The 20,831-nt window shown below is 30.1% G+C and carries 22 protein-coding genes and 1 pseudogene; 1 reads left to right on the plus strand and 22 read right to left on the minus strand.

Annotated features, from left to right (window positions below):
• Window positions 1–61 precede the first annotated feature (61 nt).
• From ispG to GOM42_RS09630, 13 genes and pseudogenes are all read right to left on the minus strand, one after another.
• Entirely contained in the window at window positions 62–1,111 is a 1,050-nt protein-coding gene (gene ispG, locus GOM42_RS09565; protein ID WP_110077178.1) for a flavodoxin-dependent (E)-4-hydroxy-3-methylbut-2-enyl-diphosphate synthase, read from the minus strand.
• A gap of 19 nt (window positions 1,112–1,130) precedes the next feature.
• Window positions 1,131–2,138, minus strand: coding sequence for an RIP metalloprotease RseP (gene rseP / locus GOM42_RS09570; RefSeq protein WP_003466788.1), 1,008 nt, complete (start codon window positions 2,136–2,138; stop codon window positions 1,131–1,133).
• Window positions 2,139–2,149: 11 nt separating this feature from the next.
• Complete coding sequence (locus GOM42_RS09575) at window positions 2,150–3,304, minus strand: 1-deoxy-D-xylulose-5-phosphate reductoisomerase (protein ID WP_110077179.1); 1,155 nt, start codon at window positions 3,302–3,304, stop codon at window positions 2,150–2,152.
• A 359-nt stretch (window positions 3,305–3,663) separates the two neighbouring features.
• Window positions 3,664–4,458: a phosphatidate cytidylyltransferase gene (locus GOM42_RS09580; RefSeq protein ID WP_003459799.1), complete on the minus strand. Its 795-nt coding sequence runs from the start codon at window positions 4,456–4,458 to the stop codon at window positions 3,664–3,666.
• A gap of 17 nt (window positions 4,459–4,475) precedes the next feature.
• Window positions 4,476–5,237, minus strand: a complete 762-nt coding sequence (locus GOM42_RS09585) for an isoprenyl transferase (RefSeq protein WP_124228655.1) — start codon at window positions 5,235–5,237, stop codon at window positions 4,476–4,478.
• Window positions 5,238–5,301: 64 nt separating this feature from the next.
• Window positions 5,302–5,859 (minus strand): ribosome recycling factor, encoded by a 558-nt coding sequence (gene frr / locus GOM42_RS09590; RefSeq protein WP_003459781.1) that lies wholly within the window; start codon window positions 5,857–5,859, stop codon window positions 5,302–5,304.
• A gap of 13 nt (window positions 5,860–5,872) precedes the next feature.
• Complete coding sequence (gene pyrH / locus GOM42_RS09595; RefSeq protein WP_003459788.1) at window positions 5,873–6,586, minus strand: UMP kinase; 714 nt, start codon at window positions 6,584–6,586, stop codon at window positions 5,873–5,875.
• 92 nt (window positions 6,587–6,678) lie between these two features.
• Window positions 6,679–7,590 carry a translation elongation factor Ts gene (gene tsf / locus GOM42_RS09600; protein WP_003459744.1) on the minus strand — a complete coding sequence of 304 codons (912 nt, stop codon included), beginning with the start codon at window positions 7,588–7,590 and terminating at the stop codon, window positions 6,679–6,681.
• 79 nt (window positions 7,591–7,669) lie between these two features.
• The gene (gene rpsB / locus GOM42_RS09605) at window positions 7,670–8,371 is read right to left on the minus strand and encodes a 30S ribosomal protein S2 (protein ID WP_003470452.1); all 702 of its coding nucleotides are present in this window, start codon (window positions 8,369–8,371) and stop codon (window positions 7,670–7,672) included.
• A 382-nt stretch (window positions 8,372–8,753) separates the two neighbouring features.
• On the minus strand, window positions 8,754–9,530 hold the full coding sequence (gene codY, locus GOM42_RS09610) for a GTP-sensing pleiotropic transcriptional regulator CodY (protein WP_003449426.1): 777 nt from the start codon (window positions 9,528–9,530) through the stop codon (window positions 8,754–8,756).
• Window positions 9,531–9,671: 141 nt separating this feature from the next.
• Window positions 9,672–11,774 (minus strand): type I DNA topoisomerase, encoded by a 2,103-nt coding sequence (topA, locus tag GOM42_RS09615; protein ID WP_003449413.1) that lies wholly within the window; start codon window positions 11,772–11,774, stop codon window positions 9,672–9,674.
• A 44-nt stretch (window positions 11,775–11,818) separates the two neighbouring features.
• On the minus strand, window positions 11,819–12,901 hold the full coding sequence (dprA, locus tag GOM42_RS09620) for a DNA-processing protein DprA (RefSeq protein WP_110077181.1): 1,083 nt from the start codon (window positions 12,899–12,901) through the stop codon (window positions 11,819–11,821).
• Window positions 12,902–14,406: pseudogene (locus GOM42_RS09630) on the minus strand (YifB family Mg chelatase-like AAA ATPase). It abuts the gene before it with no gap.
• 129 nt (window positions 14,407–14,535) lie between these two features.
• Between GOM42_RS09630 and GOM42_RS09635 the strand changes: the two are divergent.
• Entirely contained in the window at window positions 14,536–14,904 is a 369-nt protein-coding gene (locus tag GOM42_RS09635; RefSeq protein ID WP_003478268.1) for a YraN family protein, read from the plus strand.
• Here GOM42_RS09635 and GOM42_RS09640 read toward each other — a convergent pair whose 3' ends face one another.
• The 9 genes from GOM42_RS09640 to GOM42_RS09680 all read right to left on the minus strand — a co-directional run bounded on the left by GOM42_RS09640 (window position 14,905) and on the right by GOM42_RS09680 (window position 20,710).
• Window positions 14,905–15,723 carry a ribonuclease HII gene (locus tag GOM42_RS09640; RefSeq protein ID WP_003475248.1) on the minus strand — a complete coding sequence of 273 codons (819 nt, stop codon included), beginning with the start codon at window positions 15,721–15,723 and terminating at the stop codon, window positions 14,905–14,907.
• A 15-nt stretch (window positions 15,724–15,738) separates the two neighbouring features.
• Complete coding sequence (gene ylqF, locus GOM42_RS09645) at window positions 15,739–16,584, minus strand: ribosome biogenesis GTPase YlqF (RefSeq protein ID WP_003466453.1); 846 nt, start codon at window positions 16,582–16,584, stop codon at window positions 15,739–15,741.
• Between the two features lie 146 nt (window positions 16,585–16,730).
• A complete protein-coding gene (gene rplS, locus GOM42_RS09650) occupies window positions 16,731–17,078 on the minus strand; it encodes a 50S ribosomal protein L19 (RefSeq protein WP_003449446.1) in 348 nt (115 codons plus the stop codon).
• Window positions 17,079–17,198: 120 nt separating this feature from the next.
• Window positions 17,199–17,909 carry a tRNA (guanosine(37)-N1)-methyltransferase TrmD gene (gene trmD, locus GOM42_RS09655; RefSeq protein ID WP_003458426.1) on the minus strand — a complete coding sequence of 237 codons (711 nt, stop codon included), beginning with the start codon at window positions 17,907–17,909 and terminating at the stop codon, window positions 17,199–17,201.
• Window positions 17,899–18,396: a ribosome maturation factor RimM gene (rimM, locus tag GOM42_RS09660; protein ID WP_110077182.1), complete on the minus strand. Its 498-nt coding sequence runs from the start codon at window positions 18,394–18,396 to the stop codon at window positions 17,899–17,901. The genes trmD and rimM overlap by 11 nt, the downstream gene beginning before the upstream one ends.
• 55 nt (window positions 18,397–18,451) lie before the next feature.
• Complete coding sequence (locus GOM42_RS09665) at window positions 18,452–18,679, minus strand: KH domain-containing protein (RefSeq protein ID WP_003458429.1); 228 nt, start codon at window positions 18,677–18,679, stop codon at window positions 18,452–18,454.
• A gap of 43 nt (window positions 18,680–18,722) precedes the next feature.
• Window positions 18,723–18,968 carry a 30S ribosomal protein S16 gene (rpsP, locus tag GOM42_RS09670; protein WP_003458442.1) on the minus strand — a complete coding sequence of 82 codons (246 nt, stop codon included), beginning with the start codon at window positions 18,966–18,968 and terminating at the stop codon, window positions 18,723–18,725.
• A 33-nt stretch (window positions 18,969–19,001) separates the two neighbouring features.
• Window positions 19,002–20,360 carry a signal recognition particle protein gene (gene ffh / locus GOM42_RS09675; RefSeq protein WP_003458480.1) on the minus strand — a complete coding sequence of 453 codons (1,359 nt, stop codon included), beginning with the start codon at window positions 20,358–20,360 and terminating at the stop codon, window positions 19,002–19,004.
• 11 nt (window positions 20,361–20,371) lie between these two features.
• Entirely contained in the window at window positions 20,372–20,710 is a 339-nt protein-coding gene (locus GOM42_RS09680; RefSeq protein ID WP_003449465.1) for a putative DNA-binding protein, read from the minus strand.
• Window positions 20,711–20,831: the final 121 nt, after the last annotated feature.

Below are 20,831 nucleotides of genomic sequence, written 5' to 3' on the forward strand. Positions count from 1 at the left end.
GAATTTTATTTTAATTTATCCATATACGACATAAAGAAGGGATATTAATCCCTCCTTTAAATTATATTGTTTCTATTATCTTTATAAGCTCTTCAACTAAGTCTTCTTCTTTTACTTTTTTAATTATTTCACCTTTTCTAAAGATAAGACCTTCGCCTTTACCTCCAGCTATCCCAATATCTGCCTCTCTTGCTTCTCCTGGTCCATTTACAACACAGCCCATTACTGCAACCTTTATATTTTTCTTGCAAGAACTTAATCTTTCCTCTACTTCTTTAGCTATGTTTATTAAGTCTATTTGAGTTCTTCCACATGTAGGACATGATATAAACTCTATTCCTTCTTTTACATATCCAAAGTTTTTAAGAATTTCTTTACCTACTTTTATCTCTTCAACAGGATCTCCAGTTAAAGAAACTCTTATAGTATCACCTATTCCTTCTGCAAGTAAAGTTCCTATTCCTATAGCAGATTTTATTGTTCCTCTCCAAGGTGTACCAGCCTCAGTAACCCCTAAGTGAAGAGGATAATTTGTTTTTTGTGAAGCTATTCTATAACTTTCTATCATAGTTTCAACATTTGATGATTTCATTGAAATTACTATATCATGAAAATCTAACTCTTCTAATATTTTAACATGTTCTAATGCACTTTCAACTAGGGTATCTGGGGTAGGTTTTCCGTATTTTGCTAAAAGCTCTTTTGATAATGACCCTGAGTTAACCCCTATTCTTATAGGAATATTTTTTTCTTTACAAGCTTTTACTACAGCTTCTACCTTTTCTCTAGATCCAATATTTCCTGGATTTATTCTTATTGCAGAAACTCCATTTTCTATTGCTTTTAAAGCTAATCTATAATCAAAATGAATATCTGCAACTAGTGGTATATTAATTTTTGCCACTATATCTTTTATAGCGCAAGCTGCATCCATATCTAAAACTGCACATCTAACAATATCACATCCAGCTTCTTGAAGCTCTTTTATTTGTTTAACTGTAGATTCTACATCTTTTGTATCTGTATTGGTCATAGATTGAATGGAAACTCTAAAATCTCCTCCAACATATATGTTTCCAACCTTAACCTTTCTAGTTTCTTTTCTATTCACTATTAATTCCTCCAAATTTCTATAGTATCGGGAATATTATATCTTTTATAGTTACTAATACCATAAGTCCCATAAGTAGCATGAATCCAACGGTATTTACAGCTTCAATATATTTAGCAGGTATTTCTTTTCTAATTATCATTTGAATAAGCTCTATAAATATTCTTCCACCATCTAAAGCTGGGAATGGTAAAAGGTTAAATACTGCTAATTGAACACTTAAGAATGCCATAAACCATAAAAGAGTATTTGCTCCTGCTTTTGCTGCTTGCCCTGACATTTTAATTATTGTAACAGGACCTCCTACATCAGTTTTTAAATTTGCTTCTCCTGTAACAATAGTCTTTAATGCAATAAATGACTGAGATACAAGACTTCTTGTTTCATTAAATCCTTGTTTTATTCCTTGAAGCAAAGTAGGTTTTTCAACTAAAGCATAGCTTATTCCAACTTGATACATTCCACTCTCATTTAAAATCGGCTGCACTGTTTTTGTTAAGACATCATTGCCTCTTTTTATCTCTAATTCAACTGGATTTCCCTTAGCTAAAGCTAATCCCATTCTAAAATCATCAGTTGTATGAATTTTGTTTCCATCTATTTTTAGGAATTCATCTCCCTGTTCAATTCCTATTTCTTGCGCTGGTGAATTAGGTACTACACTTGCTACTTTATTTTCTGCAAATCCAGAACTCATAGCTAGCCCAATAAATATTATAAGGGCTAATACATAATTCATAAATGCCCCTGCTCCCATAACAAGTATTCTTTGAATAGGAGTTTTTGCATTTAAGCTTCTTGAATCATCACTTTCATCCTCTTCACCAAGCATTTTAACAAATCCACCAAAAGGAAGGATTCTTAAGTTATATTCTGTTTCTCCAACTTTTACACCAAAAAGCTTTGGACCCATACCAATAGCAAATTCCTCAACATAAATCCCATTTAATTTAGCCACAATAAAATGTCCAAGCTCATGAACTAAGATTAAAGCACTAAATGCTAATAAAGCAAAAATTATATACACCCTTTTCCCTCCTAGTTATATTTTTCATATATATACTGTCTTACTTCTTTGTCTAAATTTATTACATTATCAAGAGTAACATCTTTGTTGTAATCAAAAGTATTCATACACTCTTCTATTATCTCTGGTATTTGCAGATATGTTATCTTTTTATTTAGGAATAGCTCAACACATACTTCATTAGCCCCATTTAAAATTGTTGGCATAAGCTTTCCCTTTTCTCCTGCTTCATAAGCTAATTTTAAGCATTTAAATGTATCTAAATCTGGCTTTTCAAAAGTTAACTCTCTAATCTTAAATAAATCTAACTTTTCACTAATATTTCTTTCCCTATTTGGATAATTTAAAGCATATTGAATTGGTAATTTCATATCTGGTACACCTAATTGAGCTATAACTGATCCATCAGTATATTGAACCATAGAATGTATTATTGATTGTGGATGAACTACAACCTCTATATCTTTATAAGGACAATCAAATAACCAATGAGCTTCTATAACTTCTAATCCCTTGTTCATTAGAGTTGATGAATCTATTGATATTTTTTGACCCATATTCCATTTTGGATGCTTAAGAGCTCTTTCTGGAGTTACTGATTTTAAATCATCTATAGTAAATCCTCTAAAAGGCCCTCCAGAAGCAGTTAAAAGTATTTTATCAATTTTGTTATGAGCATTTCCTTGTAATGATTGGAATATAGCACTATGTTCTGAATCGACTGGAAGTATTTTTACTCCATTTTCTTTAGCTTCTCTCATAACAAGTTCACCTGCTACTACTAAAGTTTCTTTATTTGCTAAAGCGATATCTTTTCCTTTTCTTATAGCTTCTACAGTTGGTTTTAATCCAATCATACCAACAACTGAAGTAACAACTATATCAATTTCATCTAAAGTAGCAACTTTAACTAAGCCTTCCATACCATAGATAACTTCACACTTTAATCCTTCGCTTTTTACTAAATCTACAAGTTTTTTGTAAGACTCTTTGTGATTTATTGCAACGTATTTAGGTGAAAACTCTTTTATTATATCCATTGTTAATTCTATATTTCTATTAGCTGTTATACCAACTAATTCAAAATCTTCTTTATGAAATCTTAATACATCTAAAGTTTGAGTTCCTATAGAACCAGTTACCCCTAGTATAGATATTCTCTTCATATTCTTTCCTCCTAAGTTCTTCCTTAAACATAATAGACTAAAATTATCTACTTAGCCTATTATATTATTTTATATCATTATATCTCTAAATACAATAATATACATTTATTATGTTTTCTTTTAACAGAAAGTTATCTACTCATTGATAAATCTTTTTCTCTAAATTATATTTTTCTTTTAAACTATTCCCACCTTTATAAATATCTCTACATAATAAATATATTCAAGTTATTACTTAATATTCTATGAATAATCTTATATTTTTCTTTTTAAGTTAAATATATAATAAAATTTTTATGCCTACAAATAAATATAAATAAAATTTTTTATAAAAAAAATGCTTTAGAAAATCTAAAGCATTAAAATTTTAAGACAAGTGTTAAATAGAAGAATACTATTGTTCCAGCAAATAATATACTGTCAAATCTATCTAATATTCCACCATGTCCTGGTATTAAATTACTATAATCTTTTATTCCTGCATATCTCTTTATTGATGAAGCAACTAAATCACCAAATTGACAGAATACTCCACATAATATACCTATTATAAAATAATGATATACAGGTATTAAAGAGAAACTATTAGATATTATTATACCAAATATTCCACAAGCTAATGTACTTCCTAATATTCCTCCTATAGAACCTTCTATAGTCTTCTTAGGACTAACCTTTGGACATAATTTGTGTTTACCAAAGAATCTACCTGAATAGTATGCAGCAGTATCACAAAGCCATGATGATAGGAATATTAACCAAACTAGGTATTGTCCACCTTCTTTGATGTTTACTAAATGTATGAAGCTAAAGAAAACTCCTACATATATAAATCCTAAAATAGTAACTGCAACATCTATAAATGTATATTCAATATTAAGTATAGGAACACAAAGTAATATAAATGTAGCTATTATTATTAAAAATGATAACATTTCAAAATTATTTGAAGTTAAGTAATATAATATTAATAATATATATCCCCCTATGGAAATAGGCTTTAATTTTGCTACTTTAACAGTTTTATAATATTCATATAATCCTGCAAAAGAAAGAGCAATAGTAAATAGCTTAAGCCAAATTCCACCTAGGAATATAAAAGCAATAAATGGAGCCATTATAAGTGCGCCTAGATATCTGCTATTAGATTTCACCCAAATCACCTCATTATTTATTTAATTCCACCAAATCTTCTATCTCTATTTTGATAATCAAAAATAGCTTTTCTTAAATCTTCACCATTAAAATCTGGCCAGTTTATTTGAGAATACCAAAATTCTGAGTATGCACATTGCCATAATAAGAAGTTACTAAGTCTTTGTTCTCCACTTGGTCTTATTATAAGATCTGGATCTGGCATTCCTTTAGTATAAAGATAGTCATTAAACATATCTTCGTTTATATCATCTATGCTTATTTTGCCCGCTTTAACATCTTCTATTACAGATTTTATACCTCTAACTATTTCATTTCTTCCACCATAATTTAATGCTAAGCTTAAAACTACTCCAGTGTTATCTTTAGTTTTTTCCATAGCCCAAAGTATAGCTTTTTTAGGTTCTTCTGAGAATCTTGATAAATCACCTATAGTTTGTACCCTTACTCCGTTTTGGTGAAGTTCATCAATTTCATTTTTTATAAATTCAACAACTAACTTCATAAGAGCATTAACTTCATCTTCTGGTCTTTTCCAGTTTTCAGTAGAGAAAGCATATAAAGTTAAATATTTTACTCCTAATTTATCGCATTCTTTTACAATAGTTTTTATAGTCTTAACCCCAGCTCTATGTCCCATAGTTCTTGGAAGACCTCTTTTTTTTGCCCATCTTCCATTACCATCCATTATTATGGCAATATGCTTTGGCATTTTATCTTCAATTAGAACTATTTCTTCTGAATCTTCATTTCCTTTTTTACTAAAAAAATCTAACATAGAAGGTTCCTCCTTATAATTCAATTATAAAATAAAAAACCTGCTAAAGAGCAGGTTTTTTAAATTAAATTGACATAATCTCTTTTTCTTTAGCTGCCACTATAGTATCTATTTCTTTAACAAACTTATCTGTTACTTTTTGGATGTCATCTTCACCCTTTTTCATTTCATCTTCAGTTATAGTTCCTTCTTTTTTGAAGTTTTTAACTTTATCATTTGCATCTTTTCTTATAGATCTTATAGCAACCTTAGCTTGCTCTCCAACTTTTTTAACGTTCTTAACTAAATTTTTTCTAGTTTCTTCAGTTAATTCTGGAACTAAAAGTCTTATTATAGTACCATCATTGTTAGGGTTTATTCCTAAATCTGATTTTAAGATAGCTTTTTCTATTTCTTTAAGCATTGGTTTTTCCCAAGGTGTTATAACTAATAATCTTGGTTCTGGTGATGAAACATTAGCTACTTGATTTAAAGGACACATGCTTCCATAATACTCAACTTGAATTCTATCTAACATAGTTGGGTTAGCTCTTCCAGCTTTCATTGTAGCTAATTCTGAATTTAAAGAATTTATAGTTTTATTCATTTTTTCTTCTGATTTTTTTATAACGTCCTTAATCATTTAAAACTCCTCCTTATTTTTTGCTTACTATTGTTCCTATATTTTCTCCTAAAACAACTCTCTTGATGTTTTCAGGATTATCTAAAGCAAATACTAATATAGGGATGTTGTTGTCCATACAAAGTGATGTTGCAGTTGAATCCATTACTTGTAATCCTTGCTCAAGTACTTCTATATATGATAATTCATCATATTTTTTAGCATCATCGTATTTATGTGGATCTTTATCATAAACTCCATCAACCTTTTTAGCTAATAATATTACATCAGCTTCTATTTCAGCGGCTCTTAATGCTGCTGCTGTATCAGTTGAAAAATAAGGGTTTCCTGTTCCTGCTCCGAATATTACTACTCTACCTTTTTCTAAGTGTCTCATAGCTCTTCTTCTTATATATGGCTCTGCTATTTCCTTCATTTCTATAGCAGTTTGTACTCTAGTGTCTACCCCTAAAGATTCTAATGAATCTTGAAGTGCTAAAGCATTTATTGAAGTAGCTAGCATTCCCATATAGTCAGCAGTAGTTCTATCCATACCTTCTCCACTTCTACCTCTCCATATGTTTCCGCCACCTACAACTGCGCCTACTTCTATTCCCATATCAACAAGCTCTTTTACAGCCTTTGCTATGTTCATTGCTATGTTAAAATCTATTCCAAAACCATTTTCGCCTGCTAAAGCCTCACCTGATAACTTAAGCATAACTCTTTTGTATTTACAAGTTCCCATCTTAAACCTCCAAAACGCTGAATTCTCTATTTTTGTTAATTTTTTATATCTATATTCTAAAAAAAGAGAACACAATGTGTTCTCTTATGTTATTATTTTCCGCCCATTTTAGCTACTTCTTCAGCGAAGTTTTCTTCTTTCTTTTCGATTCCTTCTCCTCTTTCGAATCTTACGAACTTAGTTATAGTTATTGGAGAACCTACTTCTTTTGATTTTTCTTCTAATAATTTAGCGATTGATTTGTCGCCATCTTTTACCCAAGCTTGATCTAAAAGACAAACTTCTTTACAGTATTTTTTGATTCTTCCCATTACCATCTTATCAACGATGTGCTCTGGTTTACCTTCGTTAAGAGCTTGAGCTCTGTATATTTCTTTTTCTTTTTCTAAAGATTCTTGATCAACATCAGCTTCTGATAAGAATAGTGGGTTAGCAGCAGCTATTTGCATACAAACATCTTTAGCAACTTCAGCTAATACTGGTGATGAAGCTTCACATGCTAATTCAGCCATAACACCTATTCTTCCGCCACCGTGGATGTAGCTTTGAACTAATCCGCTTTCAACAGAGAATCTTTCGAATCTTCTTACGCTCATGTTTTCACCGATCTTAGCGATTAACTCAGTTAAAACTTCTTGAACAGTTTTGTCTCCGTCTAATTTTTCTGCTAATAATTCTTCTACAGTGTTTACATTTGAGTTAGCAACTAATTCTGCTACTCTTCCTGCAAATCCAACGAATTCTTCGTTTAAAGCAACGAAGTCAGTTTCACAGTTGATTTCAACTATTGAACCTTTTTTCATATCTTCTGATACGTAAGTTTTAACGATACCTTCAGCTGCTACTCTTCCAGCTTTTTTAGCTGCAGCTGCTAATCCTTTTTCTCTTAAAACTTCAACTGCTTTTTCCATATCTCCATTAGTTTCAGTTAGCGCTTTTTTACAATCCATCATTCCTGCGCCAGTTCTTTCTCTTAACTCTTTAACTGCTTTAGCTGTTATCATTGAAATTCCTCCTGACTATTTAATTAAAAGGTAAACGAAGCAGAGAGCTTCATCTACCTTTTCAGTATTTATCTTAATATTACTCTGCTAATTGCTCGCCTTGTCTTCCTTCGATTATAGCGTCTGCCATTTTACCAGCTATTAATTTAACTGCTCTTATAGCATCGTCATTTCCTGGAATTACGTAGTCAACTTCTTCTGGATCACAGTTAGTATCAACTATAGCTACTACTGGGATTCCTAATATTTTAGCTTCTGCTATTGCATTCTTTTCTTTTCTTGGATCAACAACGAACATAGCTCCTATGTTTGAAGCGTCTAATTCTTTGATTCCGCCTAAGTTTCTTTGTAATTTTTCTCTTTCAAGTTTTAACTTGATTACTTCTTTCTTAGGTAAAACGTCGAATGTTCCGTCTTGTTCCATTTCATCTAATTTGTTTAATCTGTTTATTCTTGTTTTTATAGTTGTGAAGTTAGTTAACATTCCTCCTAACCATCTGTGGTTAACGAAGTACATGTTTGATCTTTCAGCTTCTTCTTTAACAGCTTCTTGAGCTTGTTTTTTAGTTCCAACGAATATTACGTCTTTACCAGCTTCTGATACTTCTCTTATAAAGTTGTAAGCTTCTTCAGCTTTCTTTACAGTTTTTTGTAAATCGATTATGTATATACCGTTTCTTTCTGTAAAGATGTAAGGAGCCATTTTAGGGTTCCATCTTCTTGTTTGATGTCCGAAATGAACACCAGCTTCTAATAATTGTTTCATTGAAATTACTGACATTATTTTTTCCTCCTAGATTGGTTATTTCCTCCACTATCTTCTTTACTATAAGCACTACTTAAAGTAGCACCGGCTTATAGATTCGATAATGTGTGTATTTGTTACCTTTGATAGTATAACATAGGGTTATAAAAGTATCAACAAGATTTTTCAAAGTTTTTATAAAATAATATTATATAACTTTTAAACCTTTCACCTAATTTGATTTTATCTTAAATTATCTATAAATATACTGAAAAAGACTACTTAATTATAAAAATTTACTTATTTCTATTAAACTTCTTATAAAAGTTATAAATCATAGATTTTTTATATTTATTTAATTATTATTAGCTTGTTATATAAAAAAGAAGAAGATGCAAAAAAACACCTTCTTCAAATCTTATTTTATCTTTTTAAGTTCATCCATTAACTTTTCGTTTAATATTTTTATATGAGTACCTTTCATCCCAAGACTTCTTGACTCAATAACTCCTGCACTCTCAAATTTTCTAAGAGCATTTACTATAACTGATCTAGTTATTCCAACTTTATCAGCTATCTTAGAAGCTACTAATAATCCTTCATCTCCATTTAACTCACTAAAAATATGTTCTACAGCTTCTAATTCTGAGTAAGATAAAGTTCCAATAGCTAATTGAACTACTGCTTTTTTACGTGCTTCTTCTTCTATCTCACCTTGTCTAGCTCTTAAAAGCTCCATCCCAACTATTGTAGCACTATATTCTGCTAAAACTAGGTCATCATCATTAAATTCTTCCCCAAATCTAGCTAATAATAAAGTTCCTAATCTATCTCCATTACCAACTATAGGAACAATAGTTGATATTTTTTTAGAGATTAAACATTCGCCTACCCCTTCAAAAACACATATTCCTTTATTAGGTATGTTTGCAATTGTATCTTGAATGTTTATTAATTTATTATTGTAGTCTTCTGGGAATTTTCTATCAACAACAACTTTTTCTTTCATTATGTCACATTCAAATTTTTCAGAAAAAGAATAACCTAATATTCTACCTTTTCTTCCAACTAAATATACATTACACGACATAACATCACTTAATAATTGGCATATATCTCCAAAAGCTATAGCTTCAGTACCTGATTTTTGTAAAATCTTATTTAATCTTCTAGTTTTACTAAGTAGTGTCGACATTATATCCTCCTCGCACCATTTTACAAAAGATGTAAATTTCAGAATTTTTAAAATATTCTTATAATAAACTTATTATTTAAATATTAACATAGTAAATACTTCATTTCAACCAGTAATACTGGTGGAGATAAGGACTAAAAACTACTTTTCTGAGTTATTTTCATCATTATTTTTTTCAATTATTTTTTCATATTTACATTCTTTATCGCTACACTGTAAATATTCACCTTTACTCTTAGAGTATCTCTTAACCATATATGAACCACATTCTGGGCATTTTTCATTTGTTGGCTCATACCAACTTACGAAATTACACTCTGGATAATTACTACATCCATAGAATCTGTTTCCCTTTTTACTTCTCTTAACTAAAATCTTTCCTCCACATAATGGACAGTTTGCATCAACCTCTTCAACTATAGGTTTTGTGTTTTGACATTCTGGATATCCAGGACAAGCTAAGAAATCTCCAAATCTTCCATGCTTAATAACCATAAGTCTTCCACATTTATCACAAGGTACATCACTGACTTTATCTTCTATAATAACCTTAGATATCTCTTTTTCTGCCTTTTCTATGTCTTCCTTTAATGGAGTAAAGAATTCATCTACTATATGAGTCCAACTTTCTTTTCCGGCTTCAACATTATCAAGTTTAACTTCCATTTCAGCAGTAAAATCAGTATCAACTATCTGCTTAAAATAATTAGAAAGTATATCATTTACTATAAAGCCTAATTCTGTTGGTATAAGAATCTTTTTCTCTCTATCTACATATTTTCTACTTATTAATGTAGATATTGTTGGAACGTAAGTACTTGGTCTTCCAATACCTTTTTCCTCTAAAAGCTTAACAAAAGCAGCCTCTGAATACCTAGCAGGTGGTTGAGTAAAATGTTGTTTACCTTCAATTGATTCTTCTTTTAAAACTTCATTTTCCTCTAATTCAGGTAAAAGTACTGATTCTTCCTCTTCTCCTGATATATACTCATAAACTTTCATGAAACCATCAAATTTTATAGTGGATCCACTAGCTCTTAATGTATAATCACCATTTTTAATCTCTAAACTATTAGTATTTAATATACATGTAGCCATTTGGCTTGCTATGAATCTTTTCCATATTAAAGCATATAACTTATATTGATCATTACTTAAGTTTGCCTTAGCAATCTCTGGTGTTATTTCAACATATGTAGGTCTTATGGCTTCATGGGCATCTTGTATATTTTTCTTTCCTTTATATACTCTTGGTTCCTCTGGAACATACTCTTTTCCATATGTTTCATCTATAAAGTTAAGTGCTTTTTCTTGAGCTTCCTTTGAGATTCTAACAGAATCAGTTCTCATATAAGTTATTAAACCTACAGTTCCAAATTTCTTAACTTCAACCCCTTCATAAAGTTGTTGAGCTACTGACATTGTTTTCTTTGTCATAAAGTTAAGCTTTTTACTTGCCTCTTGTTGAAGAGTACTTGTAGTAAATGGAGCTAAAGGATTTTTATTCTTAGTTCCTTTTTTTATTTTGCTTACTATATATTCATTTTCTTTAAGCTCATCTATTATTTGATCTGCTTGTTCTTTATTTTTTATTTCTATCTTTTTCTTATTTTTAGTTGTTAACTTAACAGGGAAAGACTTCTTTCCTTTTTTAAGTTTAACATCAACAGTCCAATACTCTTCTGGATTGAACTTCTTTATTTCTTCTTCTCTATCACATATAAGTTTTAATGCTGCTGACTGAACCCTTCCAGCACTCAATCCCCATTTTACATTTCTCCATAGAAGTGGACTTATTTCATATCCAACCAATCTGTCTAACACTCTTCTTGCTTGCTGAGCATCTACTAAATTACAATTTATTTTTCTTGGATGCTTTATTGAATTTTTAACTGCATCCTTTGTTATTTCATTAAATTCTATTCTACAATTCTCGTTTTCATCTATCTTAAGCACATTAGCTAAGTGCCAAGATATAGCTTCCCCTTCTCTATCAGGGTCAGTCGCAAGGTATATCTTATCACTTTTTTTAGCTAACTTTCTAAGTTTGCTTAAAAGTTCACCTTTTCCTCTTATTGTTATATATTTAGGATTATATTCATTTTCTATATCAACGCCTAATTGGCTTTTTGGCAAATCTCTTACATGTCCCATGGAAGCTTCGACTACATAATTTTTACCTAAATATTTTTCTATTGTCTTGGCTTTAGCTGGTGACTCAACAATTACTAATTTTTGACCCATCGTAAACTCTGAATTAAATACAGAGTGTTCACCCCCTCAAACTATCATATTATTTTTGTATAATAATCTCCTGGTATAACTTCTATTTTATTTTCAAATTGCAATTCACATAATAACTCATATATGATAGATGTGTCAATATTTGTTACTCTTATAATATCGTCTATATGTAGAATATTATTCTCTAATATGCTTAAAAGCAACTGGTTAATCTCTGAATTTTCCTCTTTTTTGCCATCTTTATTACATTTTCCTTCTTTTTTTATTTTAAAAGGTATTGAATTTAATAAATCACCTATATTAGTAAATATACCAGCTCCATCTTTTATAAGATTATTGCAACCTTTGCTCTGAGAAGAAAACACATCTCCAGGCACTGCAAAAACATCTTTTCCTTGATTTATAGCATAATTTGCCGTTATTAAAGATCCACTTTTTTCTCCAGCTTGAACCACTATAACAGCTTCAGATAATCCACTTATTATTCTATTCCTCTGAGGAAAATTATATCTAAGAGGTGGCGTATCAGGGAAAAATTCACTAATTATACATCCATTTTTAATTATTTTTTTATACAATTCTCTATTATAGACAGGATAATCTAAATTTATTCCACAACCAAAAACGGCAACATTATAAAAATTTTCTTCAACACACTTTTTATGTGCTTCAGTATCAACCCCAAAAGCTCCACCGCTTACTATTCCAACACCTGCTTTTCCTAGCCCTGAAGCTATAAGACTTGCACATCTTTTCCCATATGGATCACATTTTCTTGACCCAACAATGGCAACATTGGTATCTTCAGCTCTTTCTAAATCTCCCTTATAAAAAAGAATATAGAGAGGTTCATCTATATTTTTAAGTCTTTTAGGATAGTTTTTATCTAAATATGTTACTATTTTATAGTCTTTCTTATTTATATCATTAATTACCCTACTATTCAAATCAATGTTAATATCATTTTTAAATTTACTAGCGCATTTAATTCCAGTTTCCTCTATATCCTTTCTATGTATGTATATATTTTCTTCATTTCCTAATTGATTTAAAAGCTCTACTTTTATATTGTTTGAAATCTTTAAACTTCCAAACCATATTTTATAATTTAAATCAACCTCTTTCATTTATATAACCTCTCCCTCTAAATTTTTTCTATAATTAAGTGCCTCATAAATATTGCTTTTTTTAATATCTTCACTGCCATCCATATCTGCTATGGTTCTAGATAATTTTATAATTCTATCTAAAGCCCTACTACTTAAAGAAAATCTTGTGTATATATTATTTAAAACTTCATGACATTCTTCATCTAATCTTATTAAACTTTGAATATGACTATGTTTCATCTGAGAATTATAAGTTATTTCTAATTCTTTAAACCTAAATTTTTGTCTTTCTCTTGCTTCCTTAATTTTATTTCTTACATCCTCTAAATTTTCTTTTTTATTACTTGAATTAAGTTCATTATAAGAGGCATATCTAACAGAAGTAAAAATATCTATTCTATCTAGCATAGCCTTAGAAAGTCTATTTCTGTATTTAATCCGTTCATTCTTCCTTCATAACCACTTAAGTAATTTCCACATGGACATGGATTAAAAGCTCCTATAAGCATGACTTCCGCTGGATATGTTACACTTCCTACATTTCTAGATATGGTTATTTCTCCATTTTCCATAGGCTCTCTTAAACATTCTAAGGTTCTTCTATCAAACTCTAAAAGTTCATCTAAAAACAAAATACCATTGTGAGCTAAGGTAACTTCTCCTACCCTTAAATCTCTTCCTCCACCTATTAAGGATACCCTTGTTGCAGTATGATGTGGATTTCTAAATGGCCTTTCAATTTTTCCTTTAGTATTATTTAAAAGTCCTGAAACACTATATATCCTTGTTGTCTCTAATATTTCTTTTTTATTTAATTCTGGCAATAAAGATTTAACCCCCTTAGCAAGCATTGTTTTACCTGATCCTGGAGGTCCTTGCAATATAACATTATGATTTCCAGCTGCTGCAATTATCATAGCTCTCTTTGCACTTTCTTGACCACAAATCTCATTAAAAGAATTATCTTCCTTTAACGCACAAATTTCCTCTTCTCTTTTATAAGGTAGCACATCTCTATAAGTTAAAAATCCAACCACCTCTTTTAAATGAGAGAAACCATATAAATTAATATTATCAACACAAGAACATTCTCTTAAATTATCCATTGGTATAATAAACTTATCATTATTATTTTCAACCCCAGATATAACAGAGCACAAAGCTCCATTAACAGATCTAATATGGCCATCTAAAGATAATTCTCCTAAATAAACAGTATTCTCTAAAATCTCCCTTTGAATTTGACCACTTTCAATTAATATGGCTAAAGCTATAGGAAGATCAAATCCAGTTCCTACCTTTCTTAAATTACCTGGAGCTAAATTTACTGTTATTCTCCCTAAAGGAAATTCATAACCACTATTTAAAATAGCTGCTCTTACTCTCTCCTTAGCCTCTCTAACGGAAGTATCAGCTAAGCCTACCAAGGTAAAACTTGGCAACCCCTTACTTATATCAACCTCTATATTAACAATTACACCTTCTATTCCTATTAAAGTTGAACTTTTCAAACTTATAGACATACAAATCACCTTCTTTAAAAGATATACTTTCAAAAATCATACTAACCACAAAAAAATTTTTTAATCATTAAAATTTTAAAATGTTTAAACTTGTACTTAAGTGTTAAAAATTCAGTAGAGGTGATTTAAATGAAAAAATATAATAAATCTATAGGTTTCTATGGAGAGGATTTAAGTGTAGAATTCTTAAAAAAAGAGGGATATTCAATCTTAGAAAAAAACTTTAATTGTTCCTCTGGAGAAATTGATATTATAGCTATTAAAGATGAAATAATTTCTTTTATAGAAGTAAAAAGCAGGTTTTCTAACTCCTTTGGTAATCCAAAAGAATCAGTAACCTGCTCTAAACAAGGTAGAATAATAAATGTAGCAAAATACTATCTACATATAAAAAAACTCTACAATTATTATATTAGATTTGATGTTATTGAAATTAACTTTCATATTGATAGTTCAAAGTATGAATTAAATTTTTTAAAAGATGCTTTTAGGGTATAACTATAGAATATTCTTTAAAAAACTCATTCTATGAATTTCTGTAGGCCCTACTTCTTTTAAAGCATCTACATGAGTCTTGGTTCCATAACCAACATTTTTTTCAAAATCATATTGCGGATATTTTTTATGATATTCCTTCATAATATTATCTCTATAAACTTTTGCAATTATTGAAGCACAGGCTATACAAGCACTTTTTGTATCACCTTTTATAACATGCTTATTTTCTCCATTAAAGTTCTTTATTAAATATCCATCTGAAAGAACTAAATCTGGCTTTATATTAAGTCCTTCACAAGCTTTTATGAATACATGATTATTACAGTATCCTATGCCTTTTTCATCTATTTCCTTGCTATCACACATTGAAATAGAATAACTTAAGGCTTTTTCTTTTATGATTTCACTTAACTCTTCTCTTTTATGTTCTGATAATTTTTTTGAGTCATTTATGTAAAGAATTATATCATCTAAATCACTAGAATCTAATATTACCGCTGCTGAAACTATAGGACCTGCTAAAGGTCCTCTTCCAACCTCATCAACTCCAGCTACATACTTATAATCACCAAAACTCTTATCAAAAAGATACATGTTTTTAACTCTTTCCTCTTCTTTAATAAGATTATTTAGATTTTTCTCTAATCTATTTCCTAAAGATGATACATTTTTTCTTTTATCCTCTTTTAATAAATCAGCAAGTTCTTTTATTTGAGCTTTGTTATCTCTATTTACATCTAACTCTTTTACTAAATCACTTACTACTTTAAAAGAGTATGAATTTAAATTTTCTCTCATATCTTTTATTAAATTATCCATAATAAACCCTACTTCCTATTCTGGTTTTTCTAAAGATATTTTTCCTATTTTTCCGCCTCTAAATTCATCTAAAATTATTCCTGCAATTCTATTGTAATCTATTTGATTACCTGCCATTATAGCTCCTCTTTTTCTAGCTATAGCATCTAAGTTATCTAATGGATTTTCATGAAGTTCTGTAAGTTTATATCTAGTCATTAATTCTTCTGGATTTGTTTCTTGAAGTCTTTCTACTAGTTTAAGAGCTAATTCTTCAGTATCCATTATTTCGTCTTTTATAGCTCCAGTAAATGCTAAATTTAATCCAACGATCTCATCCTCAAATTTAGGCCATAAAACTCCTGGTGTATCCATTAATTCTATACCTAACTTAGTTTTTATCCATTGTTTATTCTTAGTAACACCAGGTCTATCTCCAGTTTTAGCTATATTGTTTTTAGCCATTTTATTTATAAATGTTGATTTACCAACATTAGGAATTCCAACAACCATAGCTCTAGTAGTGATTTTAGCTAAACCTTTAGCTTTTAATCTATCATGTTTCTCTTTTAAAAGTTTTAAAAGAGCAGGTTTTATAGCATTTAGTCCTTCACCTTTTAAAGCGTTTACTTCTAAAACAATTGTTTCATCATTGGTTAAGCTCTCTTTCCAAGCTTTAGTTACCTTAGGATCAGTTAAGTCACTCTTATTTAAAAGTATTACTCTAGGCTTACCAGCACATAGAGTGTCTATATCTGGATTTTTAGAAGATTTAGGTATTCTAGCATCTCTAATTTCTATAACAGCATCTACAAGCTTTAAATTGTTCTGTATTTCTCTTTTCGTTTTGACCATATGGCCAGGGAACCAGTTTATTGCCATAATAAATCACCCTTCCATTTTTTATTTTAGGTTATATTCAATATATTATCTTAAACAAATTAAATCAATATTGTTTAAAGTAAAATTCTAATATTTTTATACAAACAAAAAATGGGACTATTCACTAGTCCCAGTTTATGTTTAAATTATCTAGTTAACTCTTTAACTTTAGCAGCTTTACCTACTCTGTCTCTTAAGTAGAATAATTTAGCTCTTCTTACTTTACCTCTTCTTACAACATCAATCTTATCGATGATTGGAGCGTTTATTGGGAAAGTTCTTTCAACACCTACACCGTAAGCAACTCTTCTTACTGTGAAAGTTTCTCTTAATCCACCGTTTTGTTTTTTGATAACAGTTCCTTCGAATACTTGGATTCTTTCTCTGTTACCTTCTTTAATTCTAACGTGAACTTTTATAGTGTCACCTATGTTGAATTGAGTTAAATCTTCTCTGATTTGTTCTTTTTCGATTGCTCTTATGATTTCGTTCATTGTGCATTCCTCCTTGATATCTTCTAAAATTTTGACGTTCTTAACACACTCTGTGACAGAGGACCGCCGGTACTAGCACGAAGTTTATTCTATCATACTTGTATTCTTTAATCAATATATTTATTTTGATTTTAACAATTTTATGTCTTCTTTTGAAAGTTTAATTTTTTCAAACATATCTGGTCTTCTTTCTTTAGTTATAAGAAGTGATTGTTTTCTTCTCCACTTTCTTATATTTTCATGATGACCTGACATAAGAACCTCTGGAACTTTCTCTCCTTCAAATTCAAAAGGTCTTGTGTATTGTGGATACTCTAAAGTTCCATCATAATAACTTTCATCTTGGAAACTCTCTTCACTTCCTAAAACACCTGGCACTAATCTAGATATGCTATCAATAACTGGAATACATGCCATTTCTCCACCTGTTAACACAAAATCTCCAAGAGAAATTTCTAAATCAAAATATTTATAAACTCTCTGGTCTATACCTTCATAGTGTCCACAAACAAAAATAAGCTCTTCCTCTTTAGAAAGTTCCTTAGCCATTTCTTGATTGAAAGTTTTACCTCTTGGTCCTAAAAATATAACCTTACCCTTATTTTTTTCTTTAACAGCCTTTATAGCATCTACAACTGGCTGAGGAGTCATAACCATTCCTGCTCCGCCACCATAAGGATAATCATCTACCTTCTTATGCTTATTTAAAGTATAATCTCTTATATTTACCGTCTCTATATGTAGAAAACCATTTTCCCTAGCTCTTCCTATTATGCTATGTTTAAATATATCAAACATCTCTGGGAACAATGTAAGAATATTAATCTTCATATTGCCACTCTCCAGAAGGTCTTATAGTAATTAATTTTTCATCCATATTAATATCTAAAACTATATCCTTTAATACTGGAACTAATACTTCCTTCTTTCCTTGAACCCAATAAACATCATTACTTGGAGTTTGGATTACATCTTTGATTTTTCCATACTCAAATCCTTCTGTATCAACAACAGTGCATCCAACTAAATCAACTATGAAATATTCATCTTCTTCAAGCTCTATAGCATCTTCACGTTCTATTTCTAAATAAGTTCTCTTTAATTTTTCAGCTTCCTCTATTGAATTTATTCCTTGTAATTTAAGTATAACTTTATCCTTAAAGTATTTTACGCCCTCTACTTTAATCTTTTGCCCTTTTAAGATAACATATTCTAAATGGTCAAACCTTCTCATATCTTCAGTTAAAGGCATAACTTTCATTTCACCTCTTAAGCCATGAGTGTTTATTATTTGACCAACTACTAATAAATCTTCCATTATTACACCCCTTTTCTGTATATAAAATAAGAGTTAGGTATTCCCCTAACTCTTTTTAAATAATTTCTACTACAACTTTTTTATTTTCTTTAATTGCAGCAGCTTTCACTACTGTTCTGATAGCTTTGGCAATTCTACCTTGCTTTCCAATAACTTTTCCCATATCTTCAGGTGATACCTTTAGTTCTAATATGATTGATTCCTCTCCTAAGACCTCATTTACATGAACATCCTCAGGTTTATCTACTAGTGACTTAGCAATTATTTCAACTAATTCCTTCATATTATTCCTACTTAAAAATAAGTAGATTCACCCCCTAGGAAAACTATTTTATACCAGCTTGGTTGAATAATTTTTTAACTATATCAGTTGGTTGTGCACCATTTCCTAACCACTTAGCAGCCTTTTCAGCGTCTATTTTAACTTCAGCTTCTGGCTTAGCGATTGGGTTGTAGTATCCTATTTCTTCGATGAATCTTCCGTCTCTTGGACTTCTTGAATCAGCAACAACTACTCTGTAGAAAGGAGCTTTGTGAGCACCCATTCTTCTTAATCTTATTTTAACTGCCATTACATTTTCACCTCCTTCAAAAGTGTGTTCAATTTATTTCATAAAAGGAAGTTTACTTAAAAATCCCTTTTTACTAGCATTTTTTTGGAATGATTTCATTTGCTTCATTTGCTTTTTCATCATTTCATAGCCTTTTAAGACTTTATTTACTTCTTGTACTGTTGTACCAGAACCTTTAGCTATTCTTCTCTTTCTTGAACCATTTCCTATTACTAAAGAAGGTTGTTTTCTTTCTTTAGCTGTCATTGATTGTATGATTGCTTTAACTGTAGCCATTTGTTTTTCTCCTTGAGAAAAATCAATGCCTTCAAGTTCCTTTGTGTTAACACCTGGAATCATCTCTATCAATTTATTTATAGGTCCAAGCTTTTTCATTTGATCCATAGCTGATAAGTAGTCATCAAAGTTAAATTCTTGATTTAACATTTTTTCACTTAACTTACTTGCTTCATCTTGGTCAATAGCTTGCTGAGCTTTTTCTATTAAAGAAAGGACATCTCCCATTCCTAATATTCTTGAAGCCATTCTATCTGGATGGAATACTTCAATATCACTCATCTTTTCACCAACACCAACAAATTTAATTGGCTTGCCAGTAATGTCTCTTATGGAAAGAGCAGCACCACCTCTTGTATCACCATCTAACTTTGTTAATATTATTCCTGAAAGATCTAATGAGTTATTAAATGTCTCTGCTACATTAACAGCATCTTGACCTGTCATAGCATCAACTACTAATAATATTTCACTAGGATTTGAAACTTCTTTAACATCTTTTAACTCTTGCATTAAATCTTCATCTATATGAAGTCTACCAGCGGTATCTATTATAACAACGTTATTTCCATTGTCTTTTGCATGCTCTATTGCAGCTTTGGCAATATCTACAGCCTTAACCTTATCTCCCATTGAGAATACTGGTATATCTATTTGTTTTCCTACAACCTGTAATTGCTTTATGGCTGCTGGTCTATATATATCACAAGCCACAAGTAATGGCTTTTTGTTTTTCTTTCTTAAGTGCAATGCAAGTTTTCCAGCCATAGTTGTTTTACCTGCACCTTGAAGACCTACTAACATGAACACTGTTGGTCCATTGTCTGAGTATTTTAATTTACTCTCAGTCTCTCCCATAAGAGTTGTTAATTCGTCATTAACTATTTTAATAACCTGTTGACCTGGAGTTAAACTATTTAATACTTCCTCACCAACACATTTATCTTTAACATTTGATATAAACTTTTTTACCACCTTGAAGTTAACATCTGCCTCTAAAAGCGCAAGCTTTACTTCTCTCATGGCTTCTTTTATATCTTTTTCTGTTAGCTTACCTTTACCCTTTAATTTTTTAAGCGTGTCTTGTAATTTAGACGCTAATCCATCAAAAGCCATGCTTAACCCTCCTAAGCGTTTATAATTTCCTCTAATTTCTCATCTATATATTTTTTTATATCTTCATCTAAATTAGAGTTCTTATTTAATTCTGCCATAAGCTCTTCTTTAATTCTATACCTTTTATCAACTTTTTTTGATAATTTAAGTTTTTCATCATAAGAATGAAGTTGCTTAGAGCATCTTTTGATTAAATCATAAATTGCTTGCCTACTGGTTTTATTAATTTCAGCAATCTCTGCTAGTGACAAATCTTCATTGTAATAAAGGGTCATAACATTAAACTGCTTTTCCGTAAGCAATGTTCCATAGTAATCTATTAACATTGATATTTCAAATCTATTTTCCATATAACCACCTTGCTCACGAATAAGATAATAACAAATAATTTTATAAGTGTCAAGTATTTTTACTTAACACTTATTTTTTTGATATTTATGCTTAAAAACCTGATGATTACTTATATAAATT

Origin of the sequence: Clostridium sp. 16K-1-R1 (genome assembly GCF_023921145.1) — a bacterium.
In the GTDB taxonomy this organism is placed as follows: Bacteria; Bacillota; Clostridia; order Clostridiales; family Clostridiaceae; genus Sarcina; species Sarcina perfringens.

What these genes read in the sequence shown, in the direction of transcription:
- topA (WP_003449413.1), bottom strand. Translation starts at nt 11,774, where the DNA reads ATGGGTCAAAAATTAGTAATTGTTGAGTCACCAGCTAAAGCCAAGACA.
- dprA (WP_110077181.1), bottom strand. Translation starts at nt 12,901, where the DNA reads ATGAAAGAGGTTGATTTAAATTATAAAATATGGTTTGGAAGTTTAAAG.
- GOM42_RS09665 (WP_003458429.1), bottom strand. Translation starts at nt 18,679, where the DNA reads ATGAAGGAATTAGTTGAAATAATTGCTAAGTCACTAGTAGATAAACCT.
- codY (WP_003449426.1), bottom strand. Translation starts at nt 9,530, where the DNA reads ATGTCGACACTACTTAGTAAAACTAGAAGATTAAATAAGATTTTACAA.
- tsf (WP_003459744.1), bottom strand. Translation starts at nt 7,590, where the DNA reads ATGATAACAGCTAAAGCAGTTAAAGAGTTAAGAGAAAGAACTGGCGCA.
- frr (WP_003459781.1), bottom strand. Translation starts at nt 5,859, where the DNA reads ATGATTAAGGACGTTATAAAAAAATCAGAAGAAAAAATGAATAAAACT.
- GOM42_RS09635 (WP_003478268.1), top strand. Translation starts at nt 14,536, where the DNA reads ATGAAAAAATATAATAAATCTATAGGTTTCTATGGAGAGGATTTAAGT.
- pyrH (WP_003459788.1), bottom strand. Translation starts at nt 6,586, where the DNA reads ATGGGAACTTGTAAATACAAAAGAGTTATGCTTAAGTTATCAGGTGAG.
- GOM42_RS09585 (WP_124228655.1), bottom strand. Translation starts at nt 5,237, where the DNA reads ATGTTAGATTTTTTTAGTAAAAAAGGAAATGAAGATTCAGAAGAAATA.
- rpsB (WP_003470452.1), bottom strand. Translation starts at nt 8,371, where the DNA reads ATGTCAGTAATTTCAATGAAACAATTATTAGAAGCTGGTGTTCATTTC.
- GOM42_RS09575 (WP_110077179.1), bottom strand. Translation starts at nt 3,304, where the DNA reads ATGAAGAGAATATCTATACTAGGGGTAACTGGTTCTATAGGAACTCAA.
- GOM42_RS09680 (WP_003449465.1), bottom strand. Translation starts at nt 20,710, where the DNA reads ATGGAAAATAGATTTGAAATATCAATGTTAATAGATTACTATGGAACA.
- rimM (WP_110077182.1), bottom strand. Translation starts at nt 18,396, where the DNA reads ATGGAAGATTTATTAGTAGTTGGTCAAATAATAAACACTCATGGCTTA.
- rpsP (WP_003458442.1), bottom strand. Translation starts at nt 18,968, where the DNA reads ATGGCAGTTAAAATAAGATTAAGAAGAATGGGTGCTCACAAAGCTCCT.
- rplS (WP_003449446.1), bottom strand. Translation starts at nt 17,078, where the DNA reads ATGAACGAAATCATAAGAGCAATCGAAAAAGAACAAATCAGAGAAGAT.
- GOM42_RS09640 (WP_003475248.1), bottom strand. Translation starts at nt 15,723, where the DNA reads ATGGATAATTTAATAAAAGATATGAGAGAAAATTTAAATTCATACTCT.
- ylqF (WP_003466453.1), bottom strand. Translation starts at nt 16,584, where the DNA reads ATGGCAATAAACTGGTTCCCTGGCCATATGGTCAAAACGAAAAGAGAA.
- ffh (WP_003458480.1), bottom strand. Translation starts at nt 20,360, where the DNA reads ATGGCTTTTGATGGATTAGCGTCTAAATTACAAGACACGCTTAAAAAA.
- trmD (WP_003458426.1), bottom strand. Translation starts at nt 17,909, where the DNA reads ATGAAGATTAATATTCTTACATTGTTCCCAGAGATGTTTGATATATTT.